The organism is Rathayibacter sp. AY1H2 (genome assembly GCF_002931985.1).
In the GTDB taxonomy this organism is placed as follows: domain Bacteria; phylum Actinomycetota; class Actinomycetes; order Actinomycetales; family Microbacteriaceae; genus Rathayibacter.
Map to the genome: position 1 here is coordinate 69,555 of NZ_PSUV01000007.1, position 24,023 is coordinate 93,577.

The window sequence follows — 24,023 nt, forward strand, 5'->3', positions numbered from 1 at the left end:
GCGGGCGGCTCGGCCGTCCGAGCGGCGGCCTCGATCGCATGGCCGCGCGGCGGGCGACAGGAGAGGCCGCCGAATACCTCGACACGGTGACCCCGCGACGGCGGAGGACCCGGAGTGCCGTGGGCCGGGAGACCAGAAGGGCCTGTGAGGGGAGCACCCGCGAGCGGGGAGGAAGTGTGGAGCCTAGGAGATTCGAACTCCTGACATCCTGCTTGCAAAGCAGGCGCTCTACCAACTGAGCTAAGGCCCCGGGCCGGAGACGGGGCGATCCGTCTCCGAGAGTCGAACGGCCCGCCACCGCGAGGTGACGGGCCGTTCGGACCGGGTGGGGGTACCAGGACTTGAACCTGGGACCTCTTCATTATCAGTGAAGCGCTCTAACCGCCTGAGCTATACCCCCGGAATGGCCAGAGGAGACTCTACCCGACATCGAGCAGGAATCCCAATCGGCCGGACCGTGCGCCCTACTGGTTGGTGAAGCCCACCAGGAGGCCGCCGGTGATCTTGACGCTGAGGTTGTACAGCAGCGCCACGATCGCGCCGAGCGCGGTGGTGACGATGGTGTTCAGCACCGCGACGACGATCGCGAAGCCCATGACCTGCGGCAGCGAGATGATCGTGTTGAGGTCGAACGCCTCGGCGCCGGCGATGTCCTGCACGAGGCCGTTGACCTCGTCGAACACGCCCGTCTGGGCCAGGACCGTGTAGACCAGGTAGACGACGACGATCGTGATGATCGCGAGCGTCAGGCCCAGCAGGAACGAGAGCTTCACGGCCGACCAGAAGTCGACGTAGACGAGCTTCAGGCGGACCTGCTTCGCCGCCGGGCTCTTCGCGGACTTCCTGGCGAGCTTCTCGGCGACGGTGCTACTCATCTACGGACCCATCCTCCTCCGACACCGGGGCGGACTCGGCCGGCGCCGCGGCGTCGGGATCCTCGTCCTGGGCGTCGAGATTGCGTTCGGTGTTCTTGGCGAGTGCGATGATGCGGTCGTCCTCAGCGAATCGTGCGAAGACGACTCCCATGGTGTCGCGACCCTTGGCCGGTACCTCGGCCACCGCAGAGCGTACCACCTTGCCGCTGGCGAGCACGACGAGCACCTCGTCGTCCTCTCCGGTGATGATGGCGCCCACGAGGTCGCCGCGCTTCTCCTCGAGCTTGGCCACCTTGATGCCCAGCCCGCCGCGTCCCTGGAGGCGGTACTGGTCGACCGCGGTGCGCTTGGCGTAGCCGCCCTCGGTGACCACGAACACGAAGCCCTCGTCGCTGACGACGTTGGCGTCGAGGAGGCGGTCCTCCCCGCGGAACGACATGCCGCGGACTCCGGAGGTCGAGCGGCCCATCGGACGAAGCGCCTCGTCGGACGCGGTGAAGCGGATCGACATGCCCTTGCGGGAGACCAGCAGCACGTCGCTGTCCTCCTCGACCAGGAGCGCCGAGACGAGCTCGTCGCCGTCGCGCAGCTTGATCGCGATGATGCCGCCGGAGCGGTTCGTGTCGTACTCCGAGAGGGCCGTCTTCTTCACGAGGCCGTCGCGCGTGGCGAGCACCAGGTAGCGGGCCGCCTCGTAGTCGCGGATGTCGAGGATCTGCGCGATCTGCTCCCCCGGCTCGAGCGCGAGCAGGTTCGCGATGTGCTGGCCCTTGGCGTCGCGGCCGGCCTCCTGCAGCTCGTAGGTCTTGGCGCGGTACACGCGGCCGGTGTTCGTGAAGAACAGCAGCCAGTGGTGCGTGGTGGTGACGAAGAAGTGCTCGACGATGTCGTCGGCCTTCAGCTGCGCGCCGCGCACGCCGCGGCCGCCGCGGTGCTGGGCCCGGTAGGAGTCGCTCCGGGTGCGCTTGAGGTAGCCGCCGCGGGTGACGGTGACGACCATCTCCTCCTCGGGGATCAGGTCCTCGACGCTCATGTCGCCGTCGAACCCGAAGAGGATCTCGGTGCGGCGGTCGTCGCCGAAGCGGTCGACGATCTCGTCGAGCTCGTCCGAGATGATCGTGCGCTGGCGCTCGGGGCTCGCGAGGATCGACTTGTAGTCCTCGATCTCGGCCTGGATCCGGTCGTGCTCGTCGATGATCTTCTGGCGCTCGAGGGCCGCGAGGCGGCGCAGCTGCATGTCGAGGATGGCGCGGGACTGCACCTCGTCGATGTCGAGCAGCTCCATCAGGCCGTCGCGCGCCTCCTCCACGGTGGGGGAGCGGCGGATGAGGGCGATGACCTCGTCGAGCGCGTCGAGCGCCTTGAGGTAGCCGCGCAGGATGTGGATCCGCGCCTCCGCCTCGTCGAGGAGGTACTGGGTGCGGCGCACGATGACCTCGACCTGGTGGTCGACCCAGGCGCGGATGAAGCCGTCGAGCGAGAGCGTGCGCGGGATGCCGTCGACGATGGCGAGCATGTTCGCGCCGAAGTTCTCCTGCAGCGGCGTGTGCTTGTAGAGGTTGTTCAACACCACCTTCGCCACGGCGTCGCGCTTCAGGACGACGACGAGGCGCTGGCCGGTGCGACCGGAGGTCTCGTCGCGGATGTCGGCGATGCCCGAGACGCGCCCGTCCTTGACCAGCTCGGCGATCTTGATCGCCAGGTTGTCCGGGTTCACCTGGTACGGCAGCTCGGTGACGACGAGGCAGGTGCGGCCCTGGATCTCCTCGATGGAGACGACGGCGCGCATCGTGATCGAGCCGCGGCCGGTGCGGTACGCGTCCTGGATGCCGCGGACGCCGAGGATCTGCGCACCGGTGGGGAAGTCGGGTCCCTTGATCCGCTGCAGCAGCGCCTCGAGGAGCTCCTCGCGCGTCGCGTCGGGGTTCTCGAGCGCCCACTTGGCGCCGGCGGCGACCTCGCGCAGGTTGTGCGGCGGGATGTTGGTCGCCATGCCGACCGCGATGCCGACGGAGCCGTTGACGAGCAGGTTCGGGAACCGGGCCGGCAGGATCGCCGGCTCGCGCGTGCGGCCGTCGTAGTTGTCCTGGAAGTCGACGGTGTTCTTGTCGATGTCGCGGACCATCTCGAGCGCGAGCGGCGCCATCTTGGTCTCGGTGTACCGGGGGGCGGCGGCGCCGTCGTTGCCGGGGGAGCCGAAGTTGCCCTGCCCGAGCGCGAGCGGGTAGCGGAGGCTCCACGGCTGCACCAGGCGGACCAGCGCGTCGTAGATCGCGGAGTCGCCGTGCGGGTGGAACTGGCCCATCACGTCGCCGACGACGCGCGAGCACTTCGAGAACGCCTTGTCGGGCCGGTAGCCGCCGTCGTACATGGCGTAGATCACGCGGCGGTGCACGGGCTTCAGGCCGTCGCGCACCTCCGGCAGGGCTCGCCCGACGATGACGCTCATCGCGTAGTCGAGGTAGGAGCGCTGCATCTCGAGCTGCAGGTCGACCGGCTCGATCTTGTCGTGACCGTGGATCACCACACCGGTCTCGGTGACGATGTCGTCGCTCTCGTCCGGGCCGGTGGGGGTGGTGGGTTCTTCTGCCATGATCTCTGGTCTCTCAGGTGGGTCCGTGCCCCGGAGGAGCGGGGGCGGCGGTCGCGCTGGGTGTCAGGTGTGCGGGCCGGTGAGGGCCTCTGTCGTGTTCTGGTCGAGGATGCGGCCCATCGAGGGCCGCCGTCACGTGTTCGAGGTGGTCGCGAGGACGGTCCACTGGACCGCCCGGCCGCCGTCTTTCGAAGGACGTCCGCTTCCTCGACCACTAGATGTCGAGGAAGCGCACGTCCTTCGCATTCTTCTGGATGAAGGAACGGCGGGACTCGACGTCCTCGCCCATGAGAGTGGAGAAGATCTCGTCGGCCGCGGCCGCGTCGTCGAGCGTGACCTGGAGGAGGGTCCGCGTGGCGGGGTCCATCGTGGTCTCCCACAGCTCCTTGTAGTCCATCTCGCCGAGGCCCTTGTAGCGCTGGATGCCGTTCTCCTTGGGCATGCGCTTGTTGGTCGCCGAGCCGTGCGCGATCAGGGCGTCGCGCTCGCGGTCGCTGTAGACGTACTCGTGCGGGGAGTTCGACCACTTGAGGCGGTACAGCGGCGGCTGCGCGAGGTACACGTAGCCGAGGTCGATCAGCGGGCGCATGTAGCGGAAGAGGAGCGTCAGCAGCAGCGTCGTGATGTGCTGGCCGTCGACGTCGGCGTCGGCCATCAGGATGATCTTGTGGTACCGCGCCTTGTCGGGGTTGAAGTCCTCGCCGATGCCGGCGCCGAACGCCGTGATCATCGCCTGGACCTCGTTGTTGCCGAGAGCGCGGTCGAGCCGCGCCTTCTCGACGTTGAGGATCTTCCCGCGGAGGGGGAGGATCGCCTGCGTCTCGGGATTGCGGCCCTGCACCGCGGATCCTCCCGCCGAGTCGCCCTCGACGATGAAGATCTCGGAGATCGACGGGTCCTTGGACTGGCAATCCTTGAGCTTGCCCGGCATGCCGCCGCCCTCGAGCAGGCCCTTGCGGCGGGCGGTCTCGCGCGCCTTGCGCGCCGCCATGCGGGCCGAGGCCGCCTGGATCGCCTTGCGGATGATGTCCTTGGCCTGGCTCGGGTTGCGGTCGAACCAGTCGGCCAGCTGCTCGCCGGCCACGCGCTGCACGAACGCCTTCGCCTCGGTGTTGCCGAGCTTCGTCTTGGTCTGGCCCTCGAACTGCGGCTCGCCGAGCTTGATCGACACGACGGCGGTGAGGCCCTCGCGGATGTCGTCGCCCGAGAGGTTCTCGTCCTTCTCCTTGAGCAGGTTGTTCGCGCGCGCGTAGCGGTTGACCAGAGTGGTCAGCGCGGCGCGGAAGCCCTCCTCGTGGGTGCCGCCCTCGTGGGTGTTGATGGTGTTCGCGTAGGTGTGGACGCTCTCGGTGTAGGCCGTGGTCCACTGCATGGCGACCTCGAGCGAGATGCGGCGCTCGGTGTCCTCGGACTCGAAATCGATGATCTCGGAGTGCACGAGGTCCGACTTCTTCAGCGAGTTGATGTACTCGACGTAGTCGACGAGGCCCTTCTCGTAGTGGAAGACGTCGGTCCGGTCGCCCTCGGTCTCGTTCTCGCCCTCCCCCTCGAACTCGACCTCGTTCTGGTCGGTCAGCGCGATGCGCAGGCCCTTGTTGAGGAACGCCATCTGCTGGAAGCGCGCGCGCAGGGTCTCGTAGTCGAACTCGACCGTCTCGAAGATGCCGGCGTTGGGCCAGAAGGTGATCGTCGTGCCGGTCTCGTCGCTGGCCTCGCCCTTCTCGAGCGGGGCGTCCGGCACTCCGTCGGTGAAGCTCATCCGGTACACGGCGCCCTGGCGCTTGACCTCGACGTCGAGTCGCGTCGACAGCGCGTTGACCACGGAGGAGCCGACGCCGTGCAGGCCGCCGGAGACCGCGTAGCCGCCGCCGCCGAACTTGCCGCCGGCGTGCAGCACGGTGAGGACCAGCTCGACCGTGGAGATGCCCTCGGTCGGGTGCATGTCGACCGGGATGCCGCGGCCGTTGTCGGAGACGGTGACGCCTCCGTCGGCGCGCATCAGGATCTCGATGTTGTCGCAGTAGCCCGCGAGCGCCTCGTCGACGGCGTTGTCGACGATCTCGTAGACCAGGTGGTGCAGACCGCGCGGACCCGTGGATCCGATGTACATGCCGGGGCGCTTGCGGACCGCCTCGAGGCCCTCGAGGACCTGGATCTGGTTCGCGCCATAGTCGCCGGACGACTTGGTCGACATGCTCTCGTGCGGAGCGGAGGGGGCTGCTGAGCCGTTCGCGTCCAGGTCGTTCGCTGCGGGTGACGTGGAGTCGTTCGGCTCGTGAGTCATAGCTGTGGAGTTCTCCTCTGACGGTCCGTCGCGACGCGCACGGTGATCTGGAGATCGCCCGCGCGGCGGCGTCACTGCGGTTCGGCGGCCCTCCATTCTACCGCGTGCCGGGTCGATCCGAAGCGCTGGACGGCGATCTGAGGCGCGAAAGATCGGCGGTCGACCGAAAATGCGTCCTCAGCCGTAGGTGTCGCGCGGACCACGCCCTGGAATCGACCTGGGACCCTTTTTCCAGTTCGGGACGTCCGGGCCCTGGAAACGGATCGACGCGATGCCCGCGTCGGGGAAGTTCACGGCGATGTGGTTCATGATCTCGATCCGCATCAGCCGGAGCTGCGTCGACCACGCCGTGGACTCGCACGCGACCGTCAGCACGCCGTCGACGACGCCCACCGGAGTCGAGTGCTTCGCGGTCTCCTCGCCGGCGATCGCCGTCCACGACGACATCAGGTCGCCCTGCGCCAGCGGCGCCGTCCAGCCGAGCTTCACGGTGAGGGAGTCGAGGACGTCGCCGAGGTCGTGCGGGTCGCGGCCCTTGCCGAACGGGATCGCGTCGCCCTTGGGCTCGGCGCGCTCGACGGTCTTCCGGATGCGGCGCGGGCCGTCGGCGCCGAACACCTCCTTGAGGTGGCGGTAGACGCGGGCGGCCTCGGAGCCGGGTGCGGGGGCTCCGCGGCGGGGGGAGTCAGCCATCGGCCGGCTCCGACGGGGCGGGGAGTCAGCCATCGGATGGCTCCGACGGGGCGGGCGGCTCCGGGGACGCGGGATCTGTGGACGCCGGCGCTGGGGACGCGGGCTCCGAGGAGGAGGCCGCGGCGGAGGAGACGGCACCAGGAGAAGGGGAGTCGGACGAGACCGGACCGGGAGGAGCGGAGTCGGAGGACACCGGATCGGACGAGGCGGAGTCGGGTGCGGTCGGCTCCGGCACGGCGATCGGCGCGGCGGCGGCGCCCGTGCCGACGATCCGGCCGGCCTCGATCCGCACGGTGTGCGCGGCCAGCGCCTCCGGGACGTCGTCGAAGACGGCCGCGGTGATCAGGACCTGCTCGTAGTCGGCGACCACCGAGGCGAGCCGCTCGCGCCGGCGCGCGTCCAGCTCGGCGAAGACGTCGTCGAGCATCAGCACCGGATCGCCCATGGGGGAGTCGCGCCGGAGCAGCTCCGCGGCGCCCAGCTTCAGCGCCAGCGCGAACGACCAGCTCTCGCCGTGGCTGGCGTAGCCCTTGGCCGGCAGCGCGTTCAGCTCGAACTGCACGTCGTCCCGGTGCGGGCCGACGAGGGAGACGCCCCGGTCGAGCTCGCGGCGTCGCACCCCGGCCAGCGCGGACGCGAACGCCTCCGCCAGTCCCTCGCCCGCCGCCGGTGACGCGGCGCCCGGCTGCTCCACGGGCTCGCCGTCGTCGTCGACCGCGCCCTCGATGCTCAGGCGGGAGCGGAGTACCGGACGCTGGTCGGCACCGGCGACCGCCTCGTACGCGGCGCGCACCGGTCCGCTCAGCTCCTCCACCAGGGTGAGGCGCGACTGCATGATCTCGGTCCCGAGCGCGATCAGGCGCTCGTCCCAGATGTCGAGGGTCCCGAGCTTCGAGGGGTCGCGGACGCCGCTCGCCCGTGCGGACTTGAGCAGCGAGTTGCGCTGGCGCAGCACCCGCTCGTAGTCGGCCTGGACGGCGCTCATCCGCGGGGAGCGGAGGATCACCAGCTGGTCGAGGAAGCGGCGGCGGGCCGACGGGTCGCCGCGGATGAGGAGGAGGTCCTCCGGGGCGAAAAGGACGCTGGAGAAGAAGCGGGGGAGCTCGCGCGGCTTGATCCCGCCGCGGTTGATCTGCGCGCGGTTGGGGGAGGAGCGGTTGATCTGCACCTCGGCCAGCAGGTCGCGCTCGCCGTTGCGGAGGCGGGCGCGCACCACGGCGCTGTCCCGGCCGGCGCGGATGAGCGCCTGGTCGCTCGACACGCGGTGCGAGCCCAGGGTGGAGAGGTAGCCGAGCGATTCGACGAGGTTCGTCTTGCCCTGGCCGTTGCGGCCGACGAAGAGGTTCGGTCCGGGCACGAGCTCGACGTCGACCGACTCGTAGTTCCGGAAGTCGCTGAGCGCCAGCTGCGTCACCTGCACGTCGCGCTCCTCTCCTCCACCCGTCGTCGCGGGCCTTCCCTGCACCCCTGCGGGCTCCTCGCCCGTCCCGATCGGCCGGTCCACCCGCCCCGGCGCCTGCGGTCCGCTCTCCCAGCGCCGGCCAGGCCCTCGCCTCGAGCCTCGATACGCCCCTCCGGGGCTACTCGACCAGCATGCTGGCAAGACCATCCGTCGGGCTGGTCTCCATGCGCCGTCGCGGGGCCACTCGACCAGCATGATCGGCGGCGCCCCGTCCCTGCCCGTGAAGGCGGCCGCAGGCTCGCCGCCCGACGCCGGTAGCAGGGTGGAGGCGGCCGGAGGCCCGCCGCCTCCGTGAGAGCATCCCTGCCTCACGGGGGCGGCGGGCCGCAGTCCGCCGTCCGTCACCGGCTCTACGGAACGCGCCCCCCTCGGGAAGCCGACCGCCGTGAGGACTGCCGGAGGCAGTCCTCACCAGCCCACTCAGTCGACGGCCTTGACGGAGTGCCCGCCGAACTGGTTGCGGAGCGCTGCGACGGCCTTCATCGCGGGGGAGTCCTCCTGGCGGGAGACGAAGCGGGCGAAGATCGAGGCGCTGATCGTGGGCACCGGGACGGCGTTGTTGATGGCCTCCTCGATGGTCCAGCGGCCCTCGCCCGAGTCCTGCACGTAGCCCTCGATGTTCTTGAAGTCCGGGTCCTGCTCGAGGGCGCGGACGAGGAGCTCGAGCAGCCAGGAGCGCACGACCGTGCCGCGCTGCCACGCCTTGAAGGTGCCGGTGACGTCCTTGATGATGTCGCTGCGGGTCTCGAGCAGCTCGTAGCCCTCGGCGAACGCCTGCATCAGGGCGTACTCGATGCCGTTGTGGACCATCTTCGCGTAGTGGCCGGCGCCGACCTCGCCCACGTGGACGAAGCCCTCCTCGCGGGGGCCCTCCGGGCGCAGCGCGTCGAAGACGGGCATGGCGTACTCGACGAGCTCCTTCGGGCCGCCGACCATCAGGCCGTAGCCGTTCTGGAGTCCCCAGACGCCGCCTGAGACGCCCGCGTCGATGTAGTGGATGCCCTTGGGCTTCAGCAGCGCGTCGTGCTTGAAGTCCTCGGTGAAGCGGGAGTTGCCGCCGTCGATGACGAGGTCGCCCTCGCTGAGCTTCTCCGACAGGTCCTTGACGACCGCGTCGGTGATCTCGCCGGCCGGCACCATCACCCAGACGATGCGGGGCGAGGGGAGTGCGGCGATCATCTCGTCGAGAGAGGCCGCGTCCGAGACGTCGGGATTGCGGTCGTAGCCGGTGACCTCGAGCCCCTTGGAGCGGAGGCGGGAGCGCATGTTGTCGCCCATCTTGCCGAGGCCGACGAGTCCGATGTGCATGGTGAACCTTCCTGGATTCGTTGTCCGGCGGGCGGGCGCTCGTCGGGAGCGGGGCGGTCGCGGCTCTGCGATCCGGGGAGTGGTCAGCGCAGCAGCAGGTTGGGCTGGAGCAGGTAGCGGTAGCTGTCGCTGCCGGGCTGCTCCCGCGAGGTCTGCGCGGTGATCAGGACGGGGCCGGGCTTGTTGGGGTTCTCGGTCTTCGTGAACGCGATGCGCACGAACTCCGAGTGGACGGCGGCGAGGCCGTCGAGCAGGAACTGCGGCTTGAGCGAGACGACCACGTCGTCGCCGGTCACGATCGCGTCGATGCTCTCGGACGCCTGCGCCTGCTCCGAGCCGATGGCCTCGAGGGTGAGGCCGTCGCTGCTGAAGCTGAAGCGGAGGGCCGCCTCGCGCTCGAGCACGAGCGAGACGCGGCGGGTGGCCTCGATGAGGTCGCTGGTCGACATGACCGCGTAGTTCTCGACGGAGGCGGGGAAGAGGCGCTTCACGGGCGGGAAGTTGCCCTTGATCAGCAGCGAGGTGACGGTCTTGCGGTCCGCGGTGAAGGCGATCAGCTCGCGCTCGTCGCGGTTGGTGATCGCGACGGAGACGGTGCCGGAGTGGCCGAAGGTCTTCCCGACCTCCTGCAGCGTGCGCGCGGGCACGAGGGCGGTGAGCGGCTGGGTGGGCGCGGGGTTGTCTCCGTTGTCCCAGTCGATCTCGCGGACGGCGACGCGGTAGCGGTCCGTCGCGACGAGGCCGATCGTGTTCTCGGTGATCTCGAGCTGCACGCCGGTGATGACGGGGGTCACGTCGTCGCGGGAGGCGGCGACCGCCACCTGCGAGACGGCGGCCGCGAAGGCGTCGGCCGGGACGAGGCCGGTGGAGGCATCGATCTCGGGGATGCTCGGGTACTCCTCCACGGGCATCTGCAGGAGCGTGAAGTGCGCCGAGCCGGCCGAGACCGAGACGCGCGACTCCTCCGTGGCGATGCGCACGGGAGCGTTGGGGAGGCGGTTCGCGATGTCGGCGAGCAGACGGCCCGAGACGAGCACGGTCCCCGTCTCCTCCACGTCGGCCGCGATCTGCGTCTGCGCGGACACCTCGTAGTCGAAGGAGGACAGCGTCAGACCCTCGGAGGTCGCCTCGATGAGGACTCCGGAGAGGATCGGCAGGGTCGTGCGCTGCGGAAGCAGCTTGACCGCGAAGGACACCGCCTCGCTGAAGACATCGCGGTTGGCTTGGAACCTCACGAGTACACCCCTGACGAGTCGCGGACGAAGACCGTCGCCCATCGTACCCGCCGGGCTCGACGAGCTCGGAAGGGGGTGGACCGCCGAGCACTCCCGAGCCGCTGTGGAGAGGTTGCCGGTCGAGGCTTCATTAAAGAGAGAACTGCGTTAACAGTGTTAACACGTGTGGAAACTGTGGAAAACGCTTCGGACCCCTACTCCTGGGTGGGATCGGAGGGACCCGCCCCTGTGGAGGGAGTGTGAGCGGGCCCGTGGACGCCCTGTGGAGCGATCCGAGCCGACCGGTCGCCCTCCACAGGCGGGCTCTCCCGGCGCACAGTCCCGAGGCGGTTGTCCACAGTTATCCACAGGTTCCTCACACTGTGGAAATCGGCCCTCCGAGGCGCGCGAGGCGGCGTGTCCGAGGCCCGCGCAGTGGGTCGAGGAGTCCGTCGACGACGTCTCCGGGTCACGACGGAGACCGTCGAACGCGGCTCGCGCCGTCCGAGCGGCGCGGAAGACGGCGCGAGTTCCCTCTCCCCCGCGCTGCTCTCCGGGCCGTCGCACGGCGGATCGACGCCGTTCGATCGCACGCAGGCCGCCCCGCCGCTCCGCCGCTCGCCCGGACCCCCTGAGCATGTCCGGTCCGTGCTGGTCGAGTAGCCCCAGCGCGCCGTATCGAGACCCCCGCCAGCGCCTTCGCCTGATCTCGACGCGCGCCGACACCGACGTCCTGCTGCTCGCGCCGCGATCCCCGTCGCCTCCGCCTCCCCTCACGCGAGGAAGGAGGGGAGCGATTACCCGACCACCGGGCACGGACGCTGATGGACCCCGGGGCACGCCACCCGGGACAGGCGGTCCCGGGGACCGTACGACTGTCGGCTAGCGGTTCGTCTTGATGCGGGTGGTCAGCTCGGTGACCTGGTTGTAGATGCTGCGGCGCTCCTTCATGAGCTCCGAGATCTTCTTGTTCGCGTACATCACCGTGGTGTGGTCGCGGTTGCCGAACAGCTGGCCGATCTTGGGCAGCGAGAGGTTCGTCAGCTCGCGGCACAGGTACATGGCGATCTGGCGCGCGGTGGCGACGGCCTGCGAGCGCGACGAGCCGTAGAGGTCGTCGACCGTGAGCTTGAAGTAGTCCGCGGTGTGGTTGATGATGTCGACCGGCGAGATGACGTTGTCCTCGTCGAGCGTGATCAGGTCCTTGAGCACGGTCTGCACGAGCGACATGTCGACCGGCGTCCGGTTCAGGCTCGCGAACGCGGTGACGCGGATGAGCGTCCCCTCGAGCTCGCGGATGTTGCTCGACACCTTCGACGCCATGAACTCGAGGATGTCGTCGGGCACGAGCAGCTTCTCGCTGACCGCCTTCTTGCGGAGGATCGCGATGCGGGTCTCGAGGTCGGGAGCCTGCACATCGGTGATGAGGCCCCACTCGAAGCGCGAGCGCATCCGGTCCTCGAAGCCCGTCAATGCCTTCGGCGGCAGATCGGACGTGATCACGACCTGCTTGTTGTGGTCGTGCAGCTGGTTGAAGGTGTGGAAGAACGCCTCCTGCGTCTCCGCCTTCCCCTGCAGGAACTGGATGTCGTCGATCAGGAGGATGTCGACGTTGCGGTAGCGGCCGTGGAAGGCGTTGCCCCGGTTGTTCGCGATCGAGTTGATGAAGTCGTTCGTGAACTCCTCGCTCGAGACGTACCGCACGCGGATCCCCGGGTAGAGGCTCATCGCGTAGTGGCCGATGGCGTGGAGGAGGTGCGTCTTGCCGAGCCCGGAGTCGCCGTAGACGAAGAGCGGGTTGTAGGCCTTGGCGGGAGCCTCGGCGACGGCGACGGCCGCGGCGTGCGCGAACCGGTTGGAGCCTCCGATGACGAAGTTGTCGAAGCTGTACTTCGGGTTCAGCCGGGTGTCGGTCGCCGGCACGGTCCGCAGCTCCTCGACCCCGCGGGTCGGCGCGACCGTCGCCGAGGAGGCGGTGATCGGCTCGAACGGGTTCATCGACTCCTGCGACGACGGGGAGCTGAGGGGCTCGTGCTCGATGTCGGGGTTCACCACGAAGGCGAACGTCATGACGCCGAAGGAGTCGTCGAGCGTCCCGATCGCGCTGAGCAGGGGCACGCGCACGCGCTGCTCGAGCATCCCGCGGGTGAACTCGTTCGGGACCTCTAGGTAGAAGGTGCCCGCCATGATGCCCTTGGGCTCCACGAGCGAGACGAACCCGTAGAGGGGAGCGGTGATCCGCTCGTCCTGGGACAGTGCGCCGAGGATCACGTTCCACGCGTCGACCATCGACGTGTCGTCTGCCATCTGTCTCCGGTCCTGGGTGCTGTCGCTGTGAAGTCGCTGCGGTATCGCCGTCTCCGCCGGACCCGTCGCCGCCCGCTGCAGGGGCGTCGCGGACCGGGCGCGGAGCCGGGTCTCGAGTGCCGCTCTCTCCACAGGGTTGTCCACCGGCCTCGAGCGATGCCTGTGCGGGCGCGGGAGGACGCGGATCCCACCTGTGGATAACTGCGGCTCAACACCGTAACGAACGGAGCCGACGGGAGACAAATCCACCACAGCGACACCCGCGTGTCAATGCGCGGAACCCCGTGTCGCGTGTGCATGATCGAGGTTTCGCGCCGTCCACATTTGACCGGTGGCGGAACAGGCCGTAGTTTAAATCAGTTGACGCCTGCCCGGTGTCGTCCGTGCGGCCCTCGCAGGCCGAGCGGATTCCGCAGCCGGGCACCCCTTCTTCCCGGAGGATCCGAGTCTCCGCCCGAGCGGGTGGTGCCGGTTCGCGCCGCGGAACACGTACGTGGAGATCTGATTATGAGCAAGCGAACCTTCCAGCCGAACAACCGTCGTCGCGCCAAGGTGCACGGCTTCCGTCTGCGCATGCGCACCCGTGCCGGCCGCGGCATCCTCAGCGCGCGCCGCGCCAAGGGGCGCACCGAGCTCTCCGCCTAGCAGCGAGCGGTACCGACCAGCGGTGCTGGCCAGAGCCAATCGCATCGTCCACGGAGGCGAGTACCGGACAGTCGTCCGTCGCGGTGTGCGGTCCACAGGACCGCACACCGTCACGTATGTCCGCCGGTCCTCCGCGGGCGATCCGGCGCGGTTCGGGTTCATCGTCGCCAAGACGGTCGGCACCGCGGTGACGCGCAACACCGTCCGCCGCCGGCTCAAGGCCGTGGCGTTCGAGCTCGTCCCCGAGATCGACCCCGGCACCCAGGTCGTCGTCCGCGCGCTGCCCGGCAGCGCCGACGCCCCCTGGTCGGAGCTGCGCTCCGAGGTGTGGTCCGCGATGGCGCGAGCCGCGCGGAAGAGCGGGGCGTCCTCGTGACCGCCGTGCTCCCCCGCCGGGAGGCGCCGTTCGCCCGGCTCGGGTGGGCGATCCTTCTGCTGCCGCGGAACATCGGCGTCCTGCTCCTGATCGTCTACCGGGCGGTCGTGTCCCCTCTCTACGGGGACGTCTGCCGTTACTACCCCTCATGCTCCGCGTACGCGCTCCAGGCGGTCCAGCTCCACGGGCTCGTCCTCGGCTCCGTCCTCGCGGCCCGCCGTCTGCTCCGCTGCCACCCGTGGGCGGCCGGCGGCATCGACGACGTCCCGACCTCGATCCCCCTGCACCGACCGGCTTCCGGCCGGACCCGCTTCGCCGTGACGCGAGCCGGGTTCGTCGTGGGCCCTCGAAAGGACTGACCCCACTCCATGGACCTCCTCGGCACGATCCTCTGGCCCCTCAAGTGGGTGGTCGAGCTGCTCCTCGTCGCCTTCCACCAGCTGCTGACCTTCACCGGCATGGAGGCGGCCGCGGGAATCACCTGGGTCCTCTCGATCGTCGGCCTGGTCATCGTCATCCGCGCCGCGCTCATCCCGATCTTCGTCAAGCAGATCAAGAGCCAGCGCCGGATGCTCGAGGTCGCGCCCCAGCTCAAGAAGATCCAGGACAAGTACAAGGGCAAGCGCGACCAGCTGTCCCGCGAGGCGATGTCCCGCGAGACCATGGAGCTCTACAAGAAGACGGGCACCAACCCGCTCGCCTCCTGCCTGCCCCTGCTGATCCAGATGCCGATCTTCTTCAGCCTGTTCTCGGTGCTGAACGCGGCGCAGCACAGCCAGAAGGGCGTGGGCCCGCTCGACGAGACGCTCGCCCGCCAGTTCGGCGAGGCGAACCTCTTCGGCGTGGCACCGCTGCACCAGTCGATCCAGGGCGCACTCGCCGAGGGCGGCCAGGAGCCGGTCATCATCATCGCGGTGATCATGGTCGTCCTGATGACGGCGTCGCAGTTCATCACGCAGCTGCAGATCGTGTCGAAGAACATGTCGCCCGAGGCGAAGGCCTCGCCGACGTTCAAGCAGCAGCGGATCCTGCTCTACATCCTCCCCCTCGTCTTCGCCTTCTCGGGCTTCGCCTTCCCCCTCGGCGTGATGTTCTACTGGCTGACCTCGAACATCTGGACGATGATCCAGCAGTTCATCGTCATCCGGAACATGCCGACCCCGGGCAGCGAGGCCGCCAAGGCCCGCGAGGAGCGCCTGCGCCGCAAGGGCAAGCTGGTCGAGGAGACCACGGCCGCCGGCGACGTCACCCTCGTCGAGAAGAAGGCCGTGCAGCGCACGCAGCCCGTGAGCAAGAACCGCTCCAAGAAGCAAGCCGGAAAGAAGTAGAGCCGCCATGACCGATCCGATGCAGACCATCACCGACGACGCGTCCGCACCCGCGGACGTGGACGTGGACGCGTCCGCCGTCGACGAGGCGCCCGAGTCCACGCTCTCGCAGCTCGAGGACGAGGGGGACGTCGCCGCCGACTACATCGAGGAGTTCCTCGACATCTGCGACCTCGACGGCGACATCGACATCGAGGTCCGCAACGGCCGCGCCTACCTCTCGGTCACCGCCTCCGGCGACACGAACCTCCGGGTGCTCTCCCGCCCCGACGCCGTCCAGGCACTGCAGGAGCTGACGCGCCTGGCGGTCCAGACGAAGACCGGCGCGTTCTCCCGCCTCATCCTCGACATCGGCGGCTCCCGCGACGCCCGCGAGGCTGAGCTCGCCCAGCTGGTCGACCGCGCGATCGAGCGGATCGAGGACGGCGCCACGTCGGCCTCGCTCCCGCCCATGTCGTCGTACGAGCGCAAGCTGGTCCACGACATGGTGGGCGAGCGCGGCTTCGTGTCGGAGTCGCGCGGCGAGGCGCGCGAGCGCCACACCGTCATCACCCGCGGCTGAACGGCGTGGAGTCGACCCTCGAGGCCGAGCCCGCAGCCGCTGCGGCGATCGCCGGCGACCGCCTGCCCCTCCTGCGGCGGTTCACGGAAGCTCTCGCTGACCAGGGTGAGGAGCGCGGCCTGATCGGGCCCTTGGAGCTCCCCCGTCTCTGGACGCGGCACGTGCTCAACAGCGCCCTGGTGGCCCCTCTCCTGCGTCCGGGACTGGTGGGTGATGTCGGCAGTGGCGCGGGCCTTCCCGGGCTCGTCCTCGCCATCGTGCGGCCCGACGTCCGCTTCGTGCTCATCGAGCCGATGGAGCGTCGCGTCGTCTGGCTTCAGGAGCAGGTGGACGGACTCGGACTCGAGAATGTCTCAGTTCTTCGAGCCCGTGCTGAAGAGGCGGAGCTCGCGGAGCCTCTCGACCAGGTGACCGCTCGGGCGGTCAGCGCCCTCTCGAAGCTGATCCCGCTGACCGCGCCGCTGCTGCGGCCCGGAGGCGAGCTGGTCCTGCTGAAGGGCATCAACGCCGAGAAGGAGATCGAGGCGGCGGCCAAGCAGATCCGTCGTTTCCGGCTCTCCCCGCCCGAGGTCGTCGTGCTCGGCGACGGCGTGCTCTCCGAGGTGACGAGGGTCGTCCGGGCTACAGTGGGTTGATCGCCACGACGCCGCAGTGAGCCCCCGACTCCTCGTCCGTCGACTCCTCGGTGCTGCTGTCCGTCCCACTCGCTGAGCGAAGGTTTCACGTGAAACAAACCGATTCCGCCGGTCTGACCGGAGGCTTCGATTCCTCGACTCCCCTGGCCCGGGAGATCGCGGACATGACCCGCCGGCGCGCACTGCTGAACGCCCAGCCGCTGCCCAAGCCCGAGTCGACGCGCGTCATCACGATCTCGAACCAGAAGGGCGGCGTCGGCAAGACGACGACGACCGTCAACCTCGCCGCCGGGCTCGCCCGCGGTGAGGCGAAGGTGCTCGTCATCGACCTCGATCCGCAGGGCAACGCGTCGACGGCCCTGGGCATCGAGCACCGCGCCGAGACGGCCAGCGTGTACGACGTGATCGTCAACGACACTCCCCTCGCGGACGTCGTGCAGAAGAGCCCGGAGTTCGCCTCGCTCTACGGTGTGCCGGCGACCATCCACCTGGCCGGCGCCGAGATCGAGCTGGTCTCGCTCGTCGCACGCGAGCAGCGTCTCCGCCGTGCGCTCGACCGCATGCTCGACACCATGGACGAGCCGTTCGACTACGTCTTCATCGACTGCCCGCCGTCGCTCGGTCTGCTGACCATCAACGCGTTCGTCGCCGCTCGCGAGGTGCTCATCCCGATCCAGTGCGAGTACTACGCCCTCGAGGGGCTCAGCCAGCTGCTCAAGAACATCGACCTGATCGAGCGGCACCTCAATCCGAACCTCGGTGTCTCGACGATCCTCCTGACGATGTACGACGGCCGCACGAACCTCTCCCAGCAGGTAGCAGCGGATGTCCGAGAGCACTTCCCGAAGGAGGTGCTGCGCGCGGTGATCCCGCGCAACGTGAGGATCTCGGAGGCGCCGAGCTACGGACAGAGCGTGATCAGCTACGACCCGCAATCGTCCGGTTCGCTGGCGTATCTGGAGGCGGCCGCGGAGATCGCACGACGCGGAGCCCGGAAGACACCCGAGACGTCACACGAAGGAGAGGCACGCTGATGGCGACCAAGCGCACGGGACTCGGCCGGGGGATCGGCTCGCTCATCCCGACCAGCGACGAGTCGCGCTCCCGACCTGTCGACGTCTTCTTCCCTGATCAGGTCGGCGATTCGGCCCGTGCCGAGGAGCTCCTCGAGGTCCCCGGAGCGCGTTTGGCGCGACTCCCCCTCGCCGACATCACCCCCAACACGGCGCAGCCGCGGTCGGTGTTCGACGAGGACGACCTCGCGGAACTCGTCCACAGCATCCGCGAGTTCGGAGTGCTGCAGCCGATCGTCGTCCGGCCCGTGACGGCTCGCGGCGGAGCGAAGTACGAGCTCGTCATGGGTGAGCGCCGGTTCCGTGCCTCGAAGGCCGCTGGACTGACCACCATCCCCGCGGTCGTCAAGGACACGGCCGACGAGAACATGCTCCGCGACGCGCTGCTGGAGAACCTGCACCGCGCCGACCTCAACCCGCTCGAGGAGGCGTCCGCCTACCAGCAGCTCCTCAGCGACTTCGGGATCACCCAGGAGGCCCTGGCGACGCGGCTCGGACGTTCGCGGCCGCAGATCTCGAACACGCTCCGTCTCCTGCGGCTCCCGGCCGATGTGCAGGCCCGCGTCGCTGCCGGCGTCCTGACCGCAGGACACGCGCGTGCGGTTCTGTCCCTCGACGACGTCGAGATGATGCGCCGCCTGGCCGACAAGATCGTCAATGAGGACCTGTCCGTCCGCGCCGCCGAGGCTGCCGCGGCGCAGATGAAGGCGCCGCGGACGACCACGCGTCCTGTGGTGGAGGAGCAGGGCGGCCACTCCGGACACCTCTCGTCGATCGCGGATCACCTCGGCGACCGGTTGAACACGCGTGTCAAGGTCACTCTGGGTGCTCGCAAGGGCCAGATGGTCATCGACTTCGCCACCATCCAGGACCTGAACCGCATCCTCGCCGAGATCGGGGAGCCGACCGAGGTGTCGCTCGCTCCGTAGTGGCCGGCCTAGCAGCCGCCACTGATTCGCCGTGCGGCTGGCGTGCGCGTGCTCGCGCTGTGTTCTTGGCCGCAATCGCCGGTGTGGCGATATCCGCTCCCCTCGTCGGCACCGCGATCACAGGAATCGGTACGCTTGAGGCGGCCTACGAAATGCCTTGTGAGCTGTCCATTCTCTGCCGTCGCCATCTCTCTGATTGGTGAGCCCTTGTGACCGGCACAGTCTGATGAAGTGGCCCCAGGTTCTGCGGGGCCCTGCTGACTCCGAGCCTGGTCGAGAATACGGCTGGTATAGCCGAACGGCGATGATCGCCGGGTATCCGGTACATCTATCTCTGGATAGAGCAAATCACGATGCGGCTATATGGCGGTCGAGTAGGCGTGGAGCGCCGGATCGCGGGTTGGCGAGTTCAGACATCGTCGCGCTCCGGAGTTGATGTCGCGTTCGGTGAGTCGCTGGCGGGCGCAGGACGGGCGCCTGGACGGGTCGTTCGCGGTCGCGCTCTCCGCTGCCCAGGGCGACGACATCGTCGCCGGTATTCGCGTGCGCAATGTTTCACGTGAAACATTCCTACGTTGGCAGCTGAGATGAGGACCCCCTCGGCTGTCCGTGCATCCCAAGTCGCCGGTGAGGAGCGCTTCCTGGGCCTCCAGAAATTGACCGGCGGGGGGTCAAGTTTAGACGAAATGCAGTATCGCTTCGTTTTCGCGGATCGATGCAGATGTGATGACTGGGTTCGCCGAGGTTTGACGGAGGACCCCGTCGGCGGTCGCCCCCAGAGAGCACTGAAAGAGGCGATGGAAGGGCCGTTTCACGTGAAACGGTCCGCTCTAGGGCGGCCTAGCCATTGAAGAGCTACGAGCTTGTCATGTAAGAGAGGAGGCCCTCGTCGGCTCGACTCGCTCCAACGGGCGCAATATTTTGGATCGAAGTTACCCAACGGCTGCGGAGGCGTTTCACGTGAAACGCCCCTGCCGAGAACATTGGACGCCCATGCGGATCCTCGTGGGACCGACTTCGACCGCAATGCTCGAAAGAGATTGCTCGCCTGACCAGCGGAATAGAGACACCACCCCCCCGAGGCGAAGTTGAGGTCGGAGAACCAAGCTAAAGGGATCCCTTCGGGCCGTGGGTCTCGGTACGTCGCGTTGTGGTTACTCGACCAGCATGGCGACGGGTGCCTGGTGTCGATCAGCGTCGATCGACCAATGTTGTGTCTCCGCAGAGATGGCGCGGGCGGCGATCGTGGTGAGCCTCGATTCGACGCACTACTGCTCTTCACCGGCATGTCTGCTCATATGAGGAAGCGATTGGCGTGGATATCTTGCCCCAGGCAATGCCTCACCTGGTACCCACCGAGGGTGTCCGGGTCTCGATACTCAGCAATGCGGTTCCTCGACCAGCATGACGACGAGGACCAGGTGCCGATGGAAGCCATGGGCCAGGTCGATTCCTGGTGGGTTCAGCGCGAGGAGGGGGTCTGACCACGCGGATCTACGGATATTCGACCGGCGCGGCGATGGATGTCTGGCGTTGTGGGAGTCGAGACCCGGCCTCGGGTTCTTCCCCCGAGTCGGCACTACTGGTCTGCTGATGAAGACCAAGACACGTTGTCGGGCGGCTACTCGACCCATGTCATAGCAGCAGGGGGCGATCGCGGGTCTCGACATGCCGCGATCCGACTACTCGTCTGGTATGGTTTCGCGCGCTTGTTCAGAACGTCGCAGCCTCGCGACCAGGAGCGTACGCGCAGCGGACCGTTTCACGTGAAACGGTATGGAGTCAGGAGGCTGCGAGCTTCGCGAGGGTGGAGTAAACGTCGCCGAGGTAGCGGCCGGATGCCTCAATGGCCTGGGGAACGAGTGAGGTCTCGGTCATTCCGGGAAGGACGTTCGCGTCGAAGAACCAGGGGAGTCCGGCCTCGTCGATGATGAAGTCGAGTCGCGACAGGTGGCGGAGCCCCAGCAGCTCGTGGATCGCGACGGCCACGCGGGACACTTCCTCCGTGATCTCCGGCGAGATCCGGGCCGGCGTGTAGAAGTGCGTCTCCCCCGCGTTGTAGCGCGCTTCGAAGGTGTACTGGCCCGCGACGGGTGCGATCTCTACGGGCGGCAGCGCGAAAGGTCCGTCACCGAGGTCGAGAACACCGACGGAGACCTCGGTTCCCTGGATCTGCTGTTCGATGAGCACGACGTCGCCGTAGGTGTACGCCTCGACCATCGCTCGCGGGAGCTGCGACGACTCCGTCACGATGCTGACGCCCTGGGCTGAACCGCCCTGAGCGGGCTTCACCACGAGGGAGCCCGGCAGGTGCGCCTCGACCTGCTCCAGAATCCCGCCGGCTCCGAGCTCGCGGAAGGTCTCGCGGGGGAGGGTGACGGAGCGCGGGGTCGAGAAGCCCGCGCGAACGACGAGCGTCTTCGCGGTCGGCTTGAACCAGGCCAGGCGCGCCGCGTCCGTCTGCGAGCCGACGTAGGCGAAGCCAGCCGCCTCGAGGAGCCCGAGGAGCGCACCGTCCTCACCGCTCGCCCCGTGCACCGCGGGCCAGACGACGTCCGGACGCTTCTGCAGGAGCGTCGAGAGGAGGCCGGCGTCCGGTTCGTGCAGGGAGACGCGGTGGCCCATCGCGGAGAGACGATCCGCCACGCGACGGCCCGACCGCAAGGAGACGTCGCGCTCGTGGCTGATGCCACCGCTGATGACGACGATGTCGAGTGTACGGTCGAGCACAGAGAAATCGGTCATGACCAGGGCTTTCTTATCGAAGGAGCGGTGTCAGGAGACGTTCGGCGGCAGGACGGCGTCACGCTTGCTCGCGTCGGCGCTGCTCAGCCGGCCCGTGCCCGCGAAGGTCGACAGCAGATCGAGCTCCCCGTTGATGACCGTGGCGAGGCGGCGGATGCCGTCACCGATGCGCTCCGGCGTCGGGTAGCAGAACGAGAGGCGGATGTTCTGACGTCCGTCTCCGTTACCGTAGAACGCAGTGCCCGGCGTGTACGCGACGAGCTCCTTCACTGCGCGCGGCAGCATCGCCTTGGAGTCGAGCTCCTCGGGCAGCGTGACCCAGACGTAGAAGCCGCCGTTCGGGTTCGTCCAGCTGAGGCCGGGCAGATGGGTCTGCAGGCCCTTCAGCATCGCTTCCTTCCGCTCGCGATAGACGCCGCGGAAGGTGTCGATCTGTCCGCGCCAGTCGGCCGTCTCGAGGTACTTCGAGATGACCAGCTGGCTGAAGGACGACGGACTGAGGACGGCCGCCTCGTTGGCGAGGATCAGCCGCTCGCGGATCGCGTGCGGAGCGAGAGCCCAGCCCACCCGGAAGCCGGGAGCGAGCGTCTTCGAGAACGTCCCGAGGTAGATCACCCCGTCCTCCTCCAGCGAGCGCATCGCCTTCGGCGGGACATCCTCGAAGTAGAGGAGGCCGTAGGGGTTGTCCTCGAGCACGAGGATTCCCTCGGACTTGCAGATCTCGAGGATCTCGACGCGGCGCTCCCAGCTGAGGGTCACGCCTGCGGGGTTGTGGAAGGTGGGGATCGTGTACAGGAACTTGATCGTCTTCCCGGCGGCGCGCACGCGGGCGATGTGCTCGCGGAGGGCCGCGGGGATGAGCCCGTGCTCGTCCATGGGGACGTGCTCGACGTCGGCCTGGTACGACCGGAAGATGACCATCGCCGTGACGTAGCTGGGGCCCTCGGAGAGGACGACATCCCCCGGGTCCAGGAACAGCTTCGAGACGAGCTCCAGGGCGTGCTGAGAGCCCGTGGTGACCACGATGTCGTCCGCGCTGGCGGAGATGCCCTCAAGAGCCATGACGTCGAGGATCTGCTCGCGCAGGACGGGGACGCCCTGCCCCGACCCGTACTGCAGCGCGACGGGTCCCTGCTCCCGCATCACGGTGTCGATGGCGCCGGTCACCAGGTCCTGGGGGAGCGCGGACACGAACGGCATGCCGCCGGCGAGCGAGACCACTTCGGGGCGTGACGCGACGGCGAACAGGGCTCGGACCTCGCTGGCGGCCAGACCGGCCGTGCGCTCCGCGTAGGAGTTGTACCAGGGGTCGAGGTTGGTGCCGCGGTTGGTCACGATGGTTCCGCTTCGCTCGGTGGACAGGGTCTCTCCGGCCGGAGCCGGGTGGATCCACAGTACCGGCCGGTCCTGTGCTGCGGCGGGGCGGTCGGGCGCCACTGCAGGGATCGTGGCCTGCGCCAAAGCAGGGCTGTTTCACGTGAAACAGCCCTGCACGAGGAGAGCCCCCGTCACGACGTGACAGGGGCTCTCGGAGACCGCAGGGCGGTCAGGAGTGCGAACTCAGAGGAACGCGGCCAGGTCGGCCTCGAGGGCCGGCTTCGGCTTGGCGCCGATGACGGTCTTCACGACCTCACCCTTCTGGTACACCTTCATCGCCGGGATCGACGTGATCTGGTACTTCGCGGCGGTCTGCGGGTTCTCGTCGACGTTCAGCTTGACGATCTCGATCTTGTCGCCGTGCTCGGCCGAGATCTGGTCGAGGATCGGCGCGACCATGCGGCAGGGGCCGCACCACTCGGCCCAGAAGTCGACCAGGACGGTCTTCTCGGAGTCGAGGACGTCGGACTGGAACGATGCGTCGGTGACGCTCTTCGCGGTGGACATGGTGTTCTCTCCTTCACGAGTCGGCGGGCTGCCGGCTCCGATGTGCGATGACCGGACGGTCAGCGGGTGATGAGCTCGGCCCGGGGTGAGCCTTCGGTGTGGGCGGTGCCATCGGCGAGCGAAGCGAGGTAGTGCTCCGCGTCGAGGGCGGCGACCGTTCCGGATGCCGCGGCGGTGACGGCCTGACGGTAGGTCGGGTCGATCACGTCGCCCGCGGCGAAGACGCCGGGAACGGAGGTCTGGGAGGAGCGGCCGACCACCGAGATGGTGCCCTCGGTGGTGAGGTCGAGCTTGCCGTGCACGACGTGCGTGCGCGGGTCGTTGCCGATCGCGATGAACAGGCCGTCGAGGTCGAGGTGGGACTCGGTGCCGTCGACCGTGTCGCGCAGCTTCACGCCGTCGACGTGGTTCTCGCCGGTGATGCCGGTGACCTCGGCGTTCCAGATGAACTCGATCCTGTCGTTGTCGAAGGCGCGCTTCTGCATGACCTTCGAGGCGCGGAGCGAGTCCTTGCGGTGGATCACATAGACCTTCGCGGCGTGCTTGGTGAGGAAGGTCGCCTCCTCCATGGCGGAGTCGCCCCCGCCGACGACGGCGATGGTCTTGCCCTTGAAGAAGAATCCGTCGCAGGTGGCGCACCACGAGACACCATGTCCCGACAGGCGGTCCTCGTCGTGGAGGCCCAGCTTGCGGTACGCGGATCCGGTCGCGACGACGACGGTCTTCGCCTCGATGCTCTCGCCGGAGCCGAGGTGGACGGTCTTGACCTCGCCCTCGAGATCGAGGGAGGTGACGTCGTCGTAGAAGGTCTCGGCGCCGAACTTCTCGGCCTGCGCCTGCATCGAGGTCATCAGCTCGGGGCCGAGGACGCCGTCGGGGAAGCCGGGGAAGTTCTCGACGTCCGTCGTGTTCATCAGGTCGCCGCCGATCTCGACCGACGAGGCCACGACCACCGGGTGCAGTTCGGCGCGCGCCGCGTAGATGGCGGCGGTCCAGCCGGCGGGGCCGGATCCGATGATGACGATGTCGCGCACGGCAACTCCTCGGGGTCTGTACGAGCGGTGACGGGTGGGGCGGGAGCCGAGCACCCGGAGCCGGTCGCTCGAATCG

Annotated in this window: 20 protein-coding genes and 2 tRNA genes; 8 read left to right on the forward strand and 14 right to left on the reverse strand. The window is 68.4% G+C overall.

The window, feature by feature from the left end; translation table 11 throughout:
• Positions 1-177: 177 nt before the first annotated feature.
• The 10 genes from C5C29_RS07220 to dnaA form a co-directional block, all read right to left on the reverse strand.
• Positions 178-250 (reverse strand) — tRNA-Ala (locus C5C29_RS07220).
• A 76-nt stretch (positions 251-326) separates the two neighbouring features.
• A tRNA-Ile gene (locus tag C5C29_RS07225) sits at positions 327-400 on the reverse strand.
• 64 nt (positions 401-464) lie between these two features.
• A complete protein-coding gene (locus C5C29_RS07230) occupies positions 465-875 on the reverse strand; it encodes a DUF3566 domain-containing protein (protein ID WP_104222673.1) in 411 nt (136 codons plus the stop codon).
• Positions 868-3,468: a DNA gyrase subunit A gene (gene gyrA / locus C5C29_RS07235; RefSeq protein ID WP_104222674.1), complete on the reverse strand. Its 2,601-nt coding sequence runs from the start codon at positions 3,466-3,468 to the stop codon at positions 868-870. The genes C5C29_RS07230 and gyrA overlap by 8 nt, the downstream gene beginning before the upstream one ends.
• Positions 3,469-3,682: 214 nt before the next feature.
• Positions 3,683-5,662, reverse strand: coding sequence for a DNA topoisomerase (ATP-hydrolyzing) subunit B (gene gyrB / locus C5C29_RS07240; RefSeq protein WP_208543372.1), 1,980 nt, complete (start codon positions 5,660-5,662; stop codon positions 3,683-3,685).
• 267 nt (positions 5,663-5,929) lie between these two features.
• A complete protein-coding gene (locus C5C29_RS07245; protein WP_104222676.1) occupies positions 5,930-6,445 on the reverse strand; it encodes a DUF721 domain-containing protein in 516 nt (171 codons plus the stop codon).
• A gap of 25 nt (positions 6,446-6,470) precedes the next feature.
• Positions 6,471-7,865: a DNA replication/repair protein RecF gene (gene recF / locus C5C29_RS07250; protein ID WP_181074905.1), complete on the reverse strand. Its 1,395-nt coding sequence runs from the start codon at positions 7,863-7,865 to the stop codon at positions 6,471-6,473.
• 462 nt (positions 7,866-8,327) lie between these two features.
• The gene (gene gnd / locus C5C29_RS07255; protein WP_104222677.1) at positions 8,328-9,215 is read right to left on the reverse strand and encodes a phosphogluconate dehydrogenase (NAD(+)-dependent, decarboxylating); all 888 of its coding nucleotides are present in this window, start codon (positions 9,213-9,215) and stop codon (positions 8,328-8,330) included.
• A gap of 83 nt (positions 9,216-9,298) precedes the next feature.
• Positions 9,299-10,450: a DNA polymerase III subunit beta gene (gene dnaN / locus C5C29_RS07260; RefSeq protein ID WP_104222678.1), complete on the reverse strand. Its 1,152-nt coding sequence runs from the start codon at positions 10,448-10,450 to the stop codon at positions 9,299-9,301.
• 861 nt (positions 10,451-11,311) lie between these two features.
• Complete coding sequence (dnaA, locus tag C5C29_RS07265) at positions 11,312-12,736, reverse strand: chromosomal replication initiator protein DnaA (RefSeq protein WP_104222679.1); 1,425 nt, start codon at positions 12,734-12,736, stop codon at positions 11,312-11,314.
• A 507-nt stretch (positions 12,737-13,243) separates the two neighbouring features.
• Here dnaA and rpmH point away from each other — a divergent pair.
• The 8 genes from rpmH (at position 13,244) to C5C29_RS07305 (ending at position 18,284) form a co-directional block, all read left to right on the forward strand.
• Entirely contained in the window at positions 13,244-13,381 is a 138-nt protein-coding gene (rpmH, locus tag C5C29_RS07270; protein WP_055784512.1) for a 50S ribosomal protein L34, read from the forward strand.
• Positions 13,382-13,403: 22 nt separating this feature from the next.
• A complete protein-coding gene (rnpA, locus tag C5C29_RS07275; RefSeq protein ID WP_104222680.1) occupies positions 13,404-13,757 on the forward strand; it encodes a ribonuclease P protein component in 354 nt (117 codons plus the stop codon).
• Positions 13,758-13,762: 5 nt separating this feature from the next.
• Complete coding sequence (gene yidD, locus C5C29_RS07280) at positions 13,763-14,116, forward strand: membrane protein insertion efficiency factor YidD (RefSeq protein ID WP_244230695.1); 354 nt, start codon at positions 13,763-13,765, stop codon at positions 14,114-14,116.
• A 9-nt stretch (positions 14,117-14,125) separates the two neighbouring features.
• The gene (gene yidC / locus C5C29_RS07285; RefSeq protein ID WP_104222681.1) at positions 14,126-15,085 is read left to right on the forward strand and encodes a membrane protein insertase YidC; all 960 of its coding nucleotides are present in this window, start codon (positions 14,126-14,128) and stop codon (positions 15,083-15,085) included.
• Positions 15,086-15,092: 7 nt separating this feature from the next.
• Positions 15,093-15,647: a R3H domain-containing nucleic acid-binding protein gene (locus C5C29_RS07290; protein ID WP_258062188.1), complete on the forward strand. Its 555-nt coding sequence runs from the start codon at positions 15,093-15,095 to the stop codon at positions 15,645-15,647.
• Between the two features lie 5 nt (positions 15,648-15,652).
• Positions 15,653-16,282, forward strand: a complete 630-nt coding sequence (rsmG, locus tag C5C29_RS07295; RefSeq protein WP_104268815.1) for a 16S rRNA (guanine(527)-N(7))-methyltransferase RsmG — start codon at positions 15,653-15,655, stop codon at positions 16,280-16,282.
• 164 nt (positions 16,283-16,446) lie between these two features.
• Positions 16,447-17,316, forward strand: coding sequence for a ParA family protein (locus tag C5C29_RS07300; RefSeq protein WP_104222683.1), 870 nt, complete (start codon positions 16,447-16,449; stop codon positions 17,314-17,316).
• Complete coding sequence (locus C5C29_RS07305; protein ID WP_104222684.1) at positions 17,316-18,284, forward strand: ParB/RepB/Spo0J family partition protein; 969 nt, start codon at positions 17,316-17,318, stop codon at positions 18,282-18,284. The genes C5C29_RS07300 and C5C29_RS07305 overlap by 1 nt, the downstream gene beginning before the upstream one ends.
• Positions 18,285-20,066: 1,782 nt before the next feature.
• Here C5C29_RS07305 and C5C29_RS07310 read toward each other — a convergent pair.
• From C5C29_RS07310 to trxB, 4 genes are all read right to left on the reverse strand, one after another.
• Positions 20,067-21,029: an ATP-grasp domain-containing protein gene (locus C5C29_RS07310; protein ID WP_104222685.1), complete on the reverse strand. Its 963-nt coding sequence runs from the start codon at positions 21,027-21,029 to the stop codon at positions 20,067-20,069.
• A gap of 30 nt (positions 21,030-21,059) precedes the next feature.
• Positions 21,060-22,391, reverse strand: coding sequence for a PLP-dependent aminotransferase family protein (locus C5C29_RS07315; RefSeq protein WP_374953991.1), 1,332 nt, complete (start codon positions 22,389-22,391; stop codon positions 21,060-21,062).
• Positions 22,392-22,589: 198 nt separating this feature from the next.
• Entirely contained in the window at positions 22,590-22,913 is a 324-nt protein-coding gene (trxA, locus tag C5C29_RS07320; RefSeq protein WP_104222687.1) for a thioredoxin, read from the reverse strand.
• A 59-nt stretch (positions 22,914-22,972) separates the two neighbouring features.
• Positions 22,973-23,947, reverse strand: a complete 975-nt coding sequence (gene trxB / locus C5C29_RS07325; protein WP_104222688.1) for a thioredoxin-disulfide reductase — start codon at positions 23,945-23,947, stop codon at positions 22,973-22,975.
• Positions 23,948-24,023 lie beyond the last annotated feature (76 nt).

Coding starts and splice junctions, on each gene's coding strand:
- C5C29_RS07230 (WP_104222673.1), bottom strand. CDS start 875: ATGAGTAGCACCGTCGCCGAGAAGCTCGCCAGGAAGTCCGCGAAGAGC.
- gyrA (WP_104222674.1), bottom strand. CDS start 3,468: ATGGCAGAAGAACCCACCACCCCCACCGGCCCGGACGAGAGCGACGAC.
- gyrB (WP_208543372.1), bottom strand. CDS start 5,662: ATGTCGACCAAGTCGTCCGGCGACTATGGCGCGAACCAGATCCAGGTC.
- C5C29_RS07245 (WP_104222676.1), bottom strand. CDS start 6,445: ATGGCTGACTCCCCCCGCCGCGGAGCCCCCGCACCCGGCTCCGAGGCC.
- gnd (WP_104222677.1), bottom strand. CDS start 9,215: ATGCACATCGGACTCGTCGGCCTCGGCAAGATGGGCGACAACATGCGC.
- dnaA (WP_104222679.1), bottom strand. CDS start 12,736: ATGGCAGACGACACGTCGATGGTCGACGCGTGGAACGTGATCCTCGGC.
- rpmH (WP_055784512.1), top strand. CDS start 13,244: ATGAGCAAGCGAACCTTCCAGCCGAACAACCGTCGTCGCGCCAAGGTG.
- yidC (WP_104222681.1), top strand. CDS start 14,126: ATGGACCTCCTCGGCACGATCCTCTGGCCCCTCAAGTGGGTGGTCGAG.
- C5C29_RS07290 (WP_258062188.1), top strand. CDS start 15,093: ATGACCGATCCGATGCAGACCATCACCGACGACGCGTCCGCACCCGCG.
- C5C29_RS07300 (WP_104222683.1), top strand. CDS start 16,447: ATGACCCGCCGGCGCGCACTGCTGAACGCCCAGCCGCTGCCCAAGCCC.
- C5C29_RS07305 (WP_104222684.1), top strand. CDS start 17,316: ATGGCGACCAAGCGCACGGGACTCGGCCGGGGGATCGGCTCGCTCATC.
- C5C29_RS07310 (WP_104222685.1), bottom strand. CDS start 21,029: ATGACCGATTTCTCTGTGCTCGACCGTACACTCGACATCGTCGTCATC.
- trxA (WP_104222687.1), bottom strand. CDS start 22,913: ATGTCCACCGCGAAGAGCGTCACCGACGCATCGTTCCAGTCCGACGTC.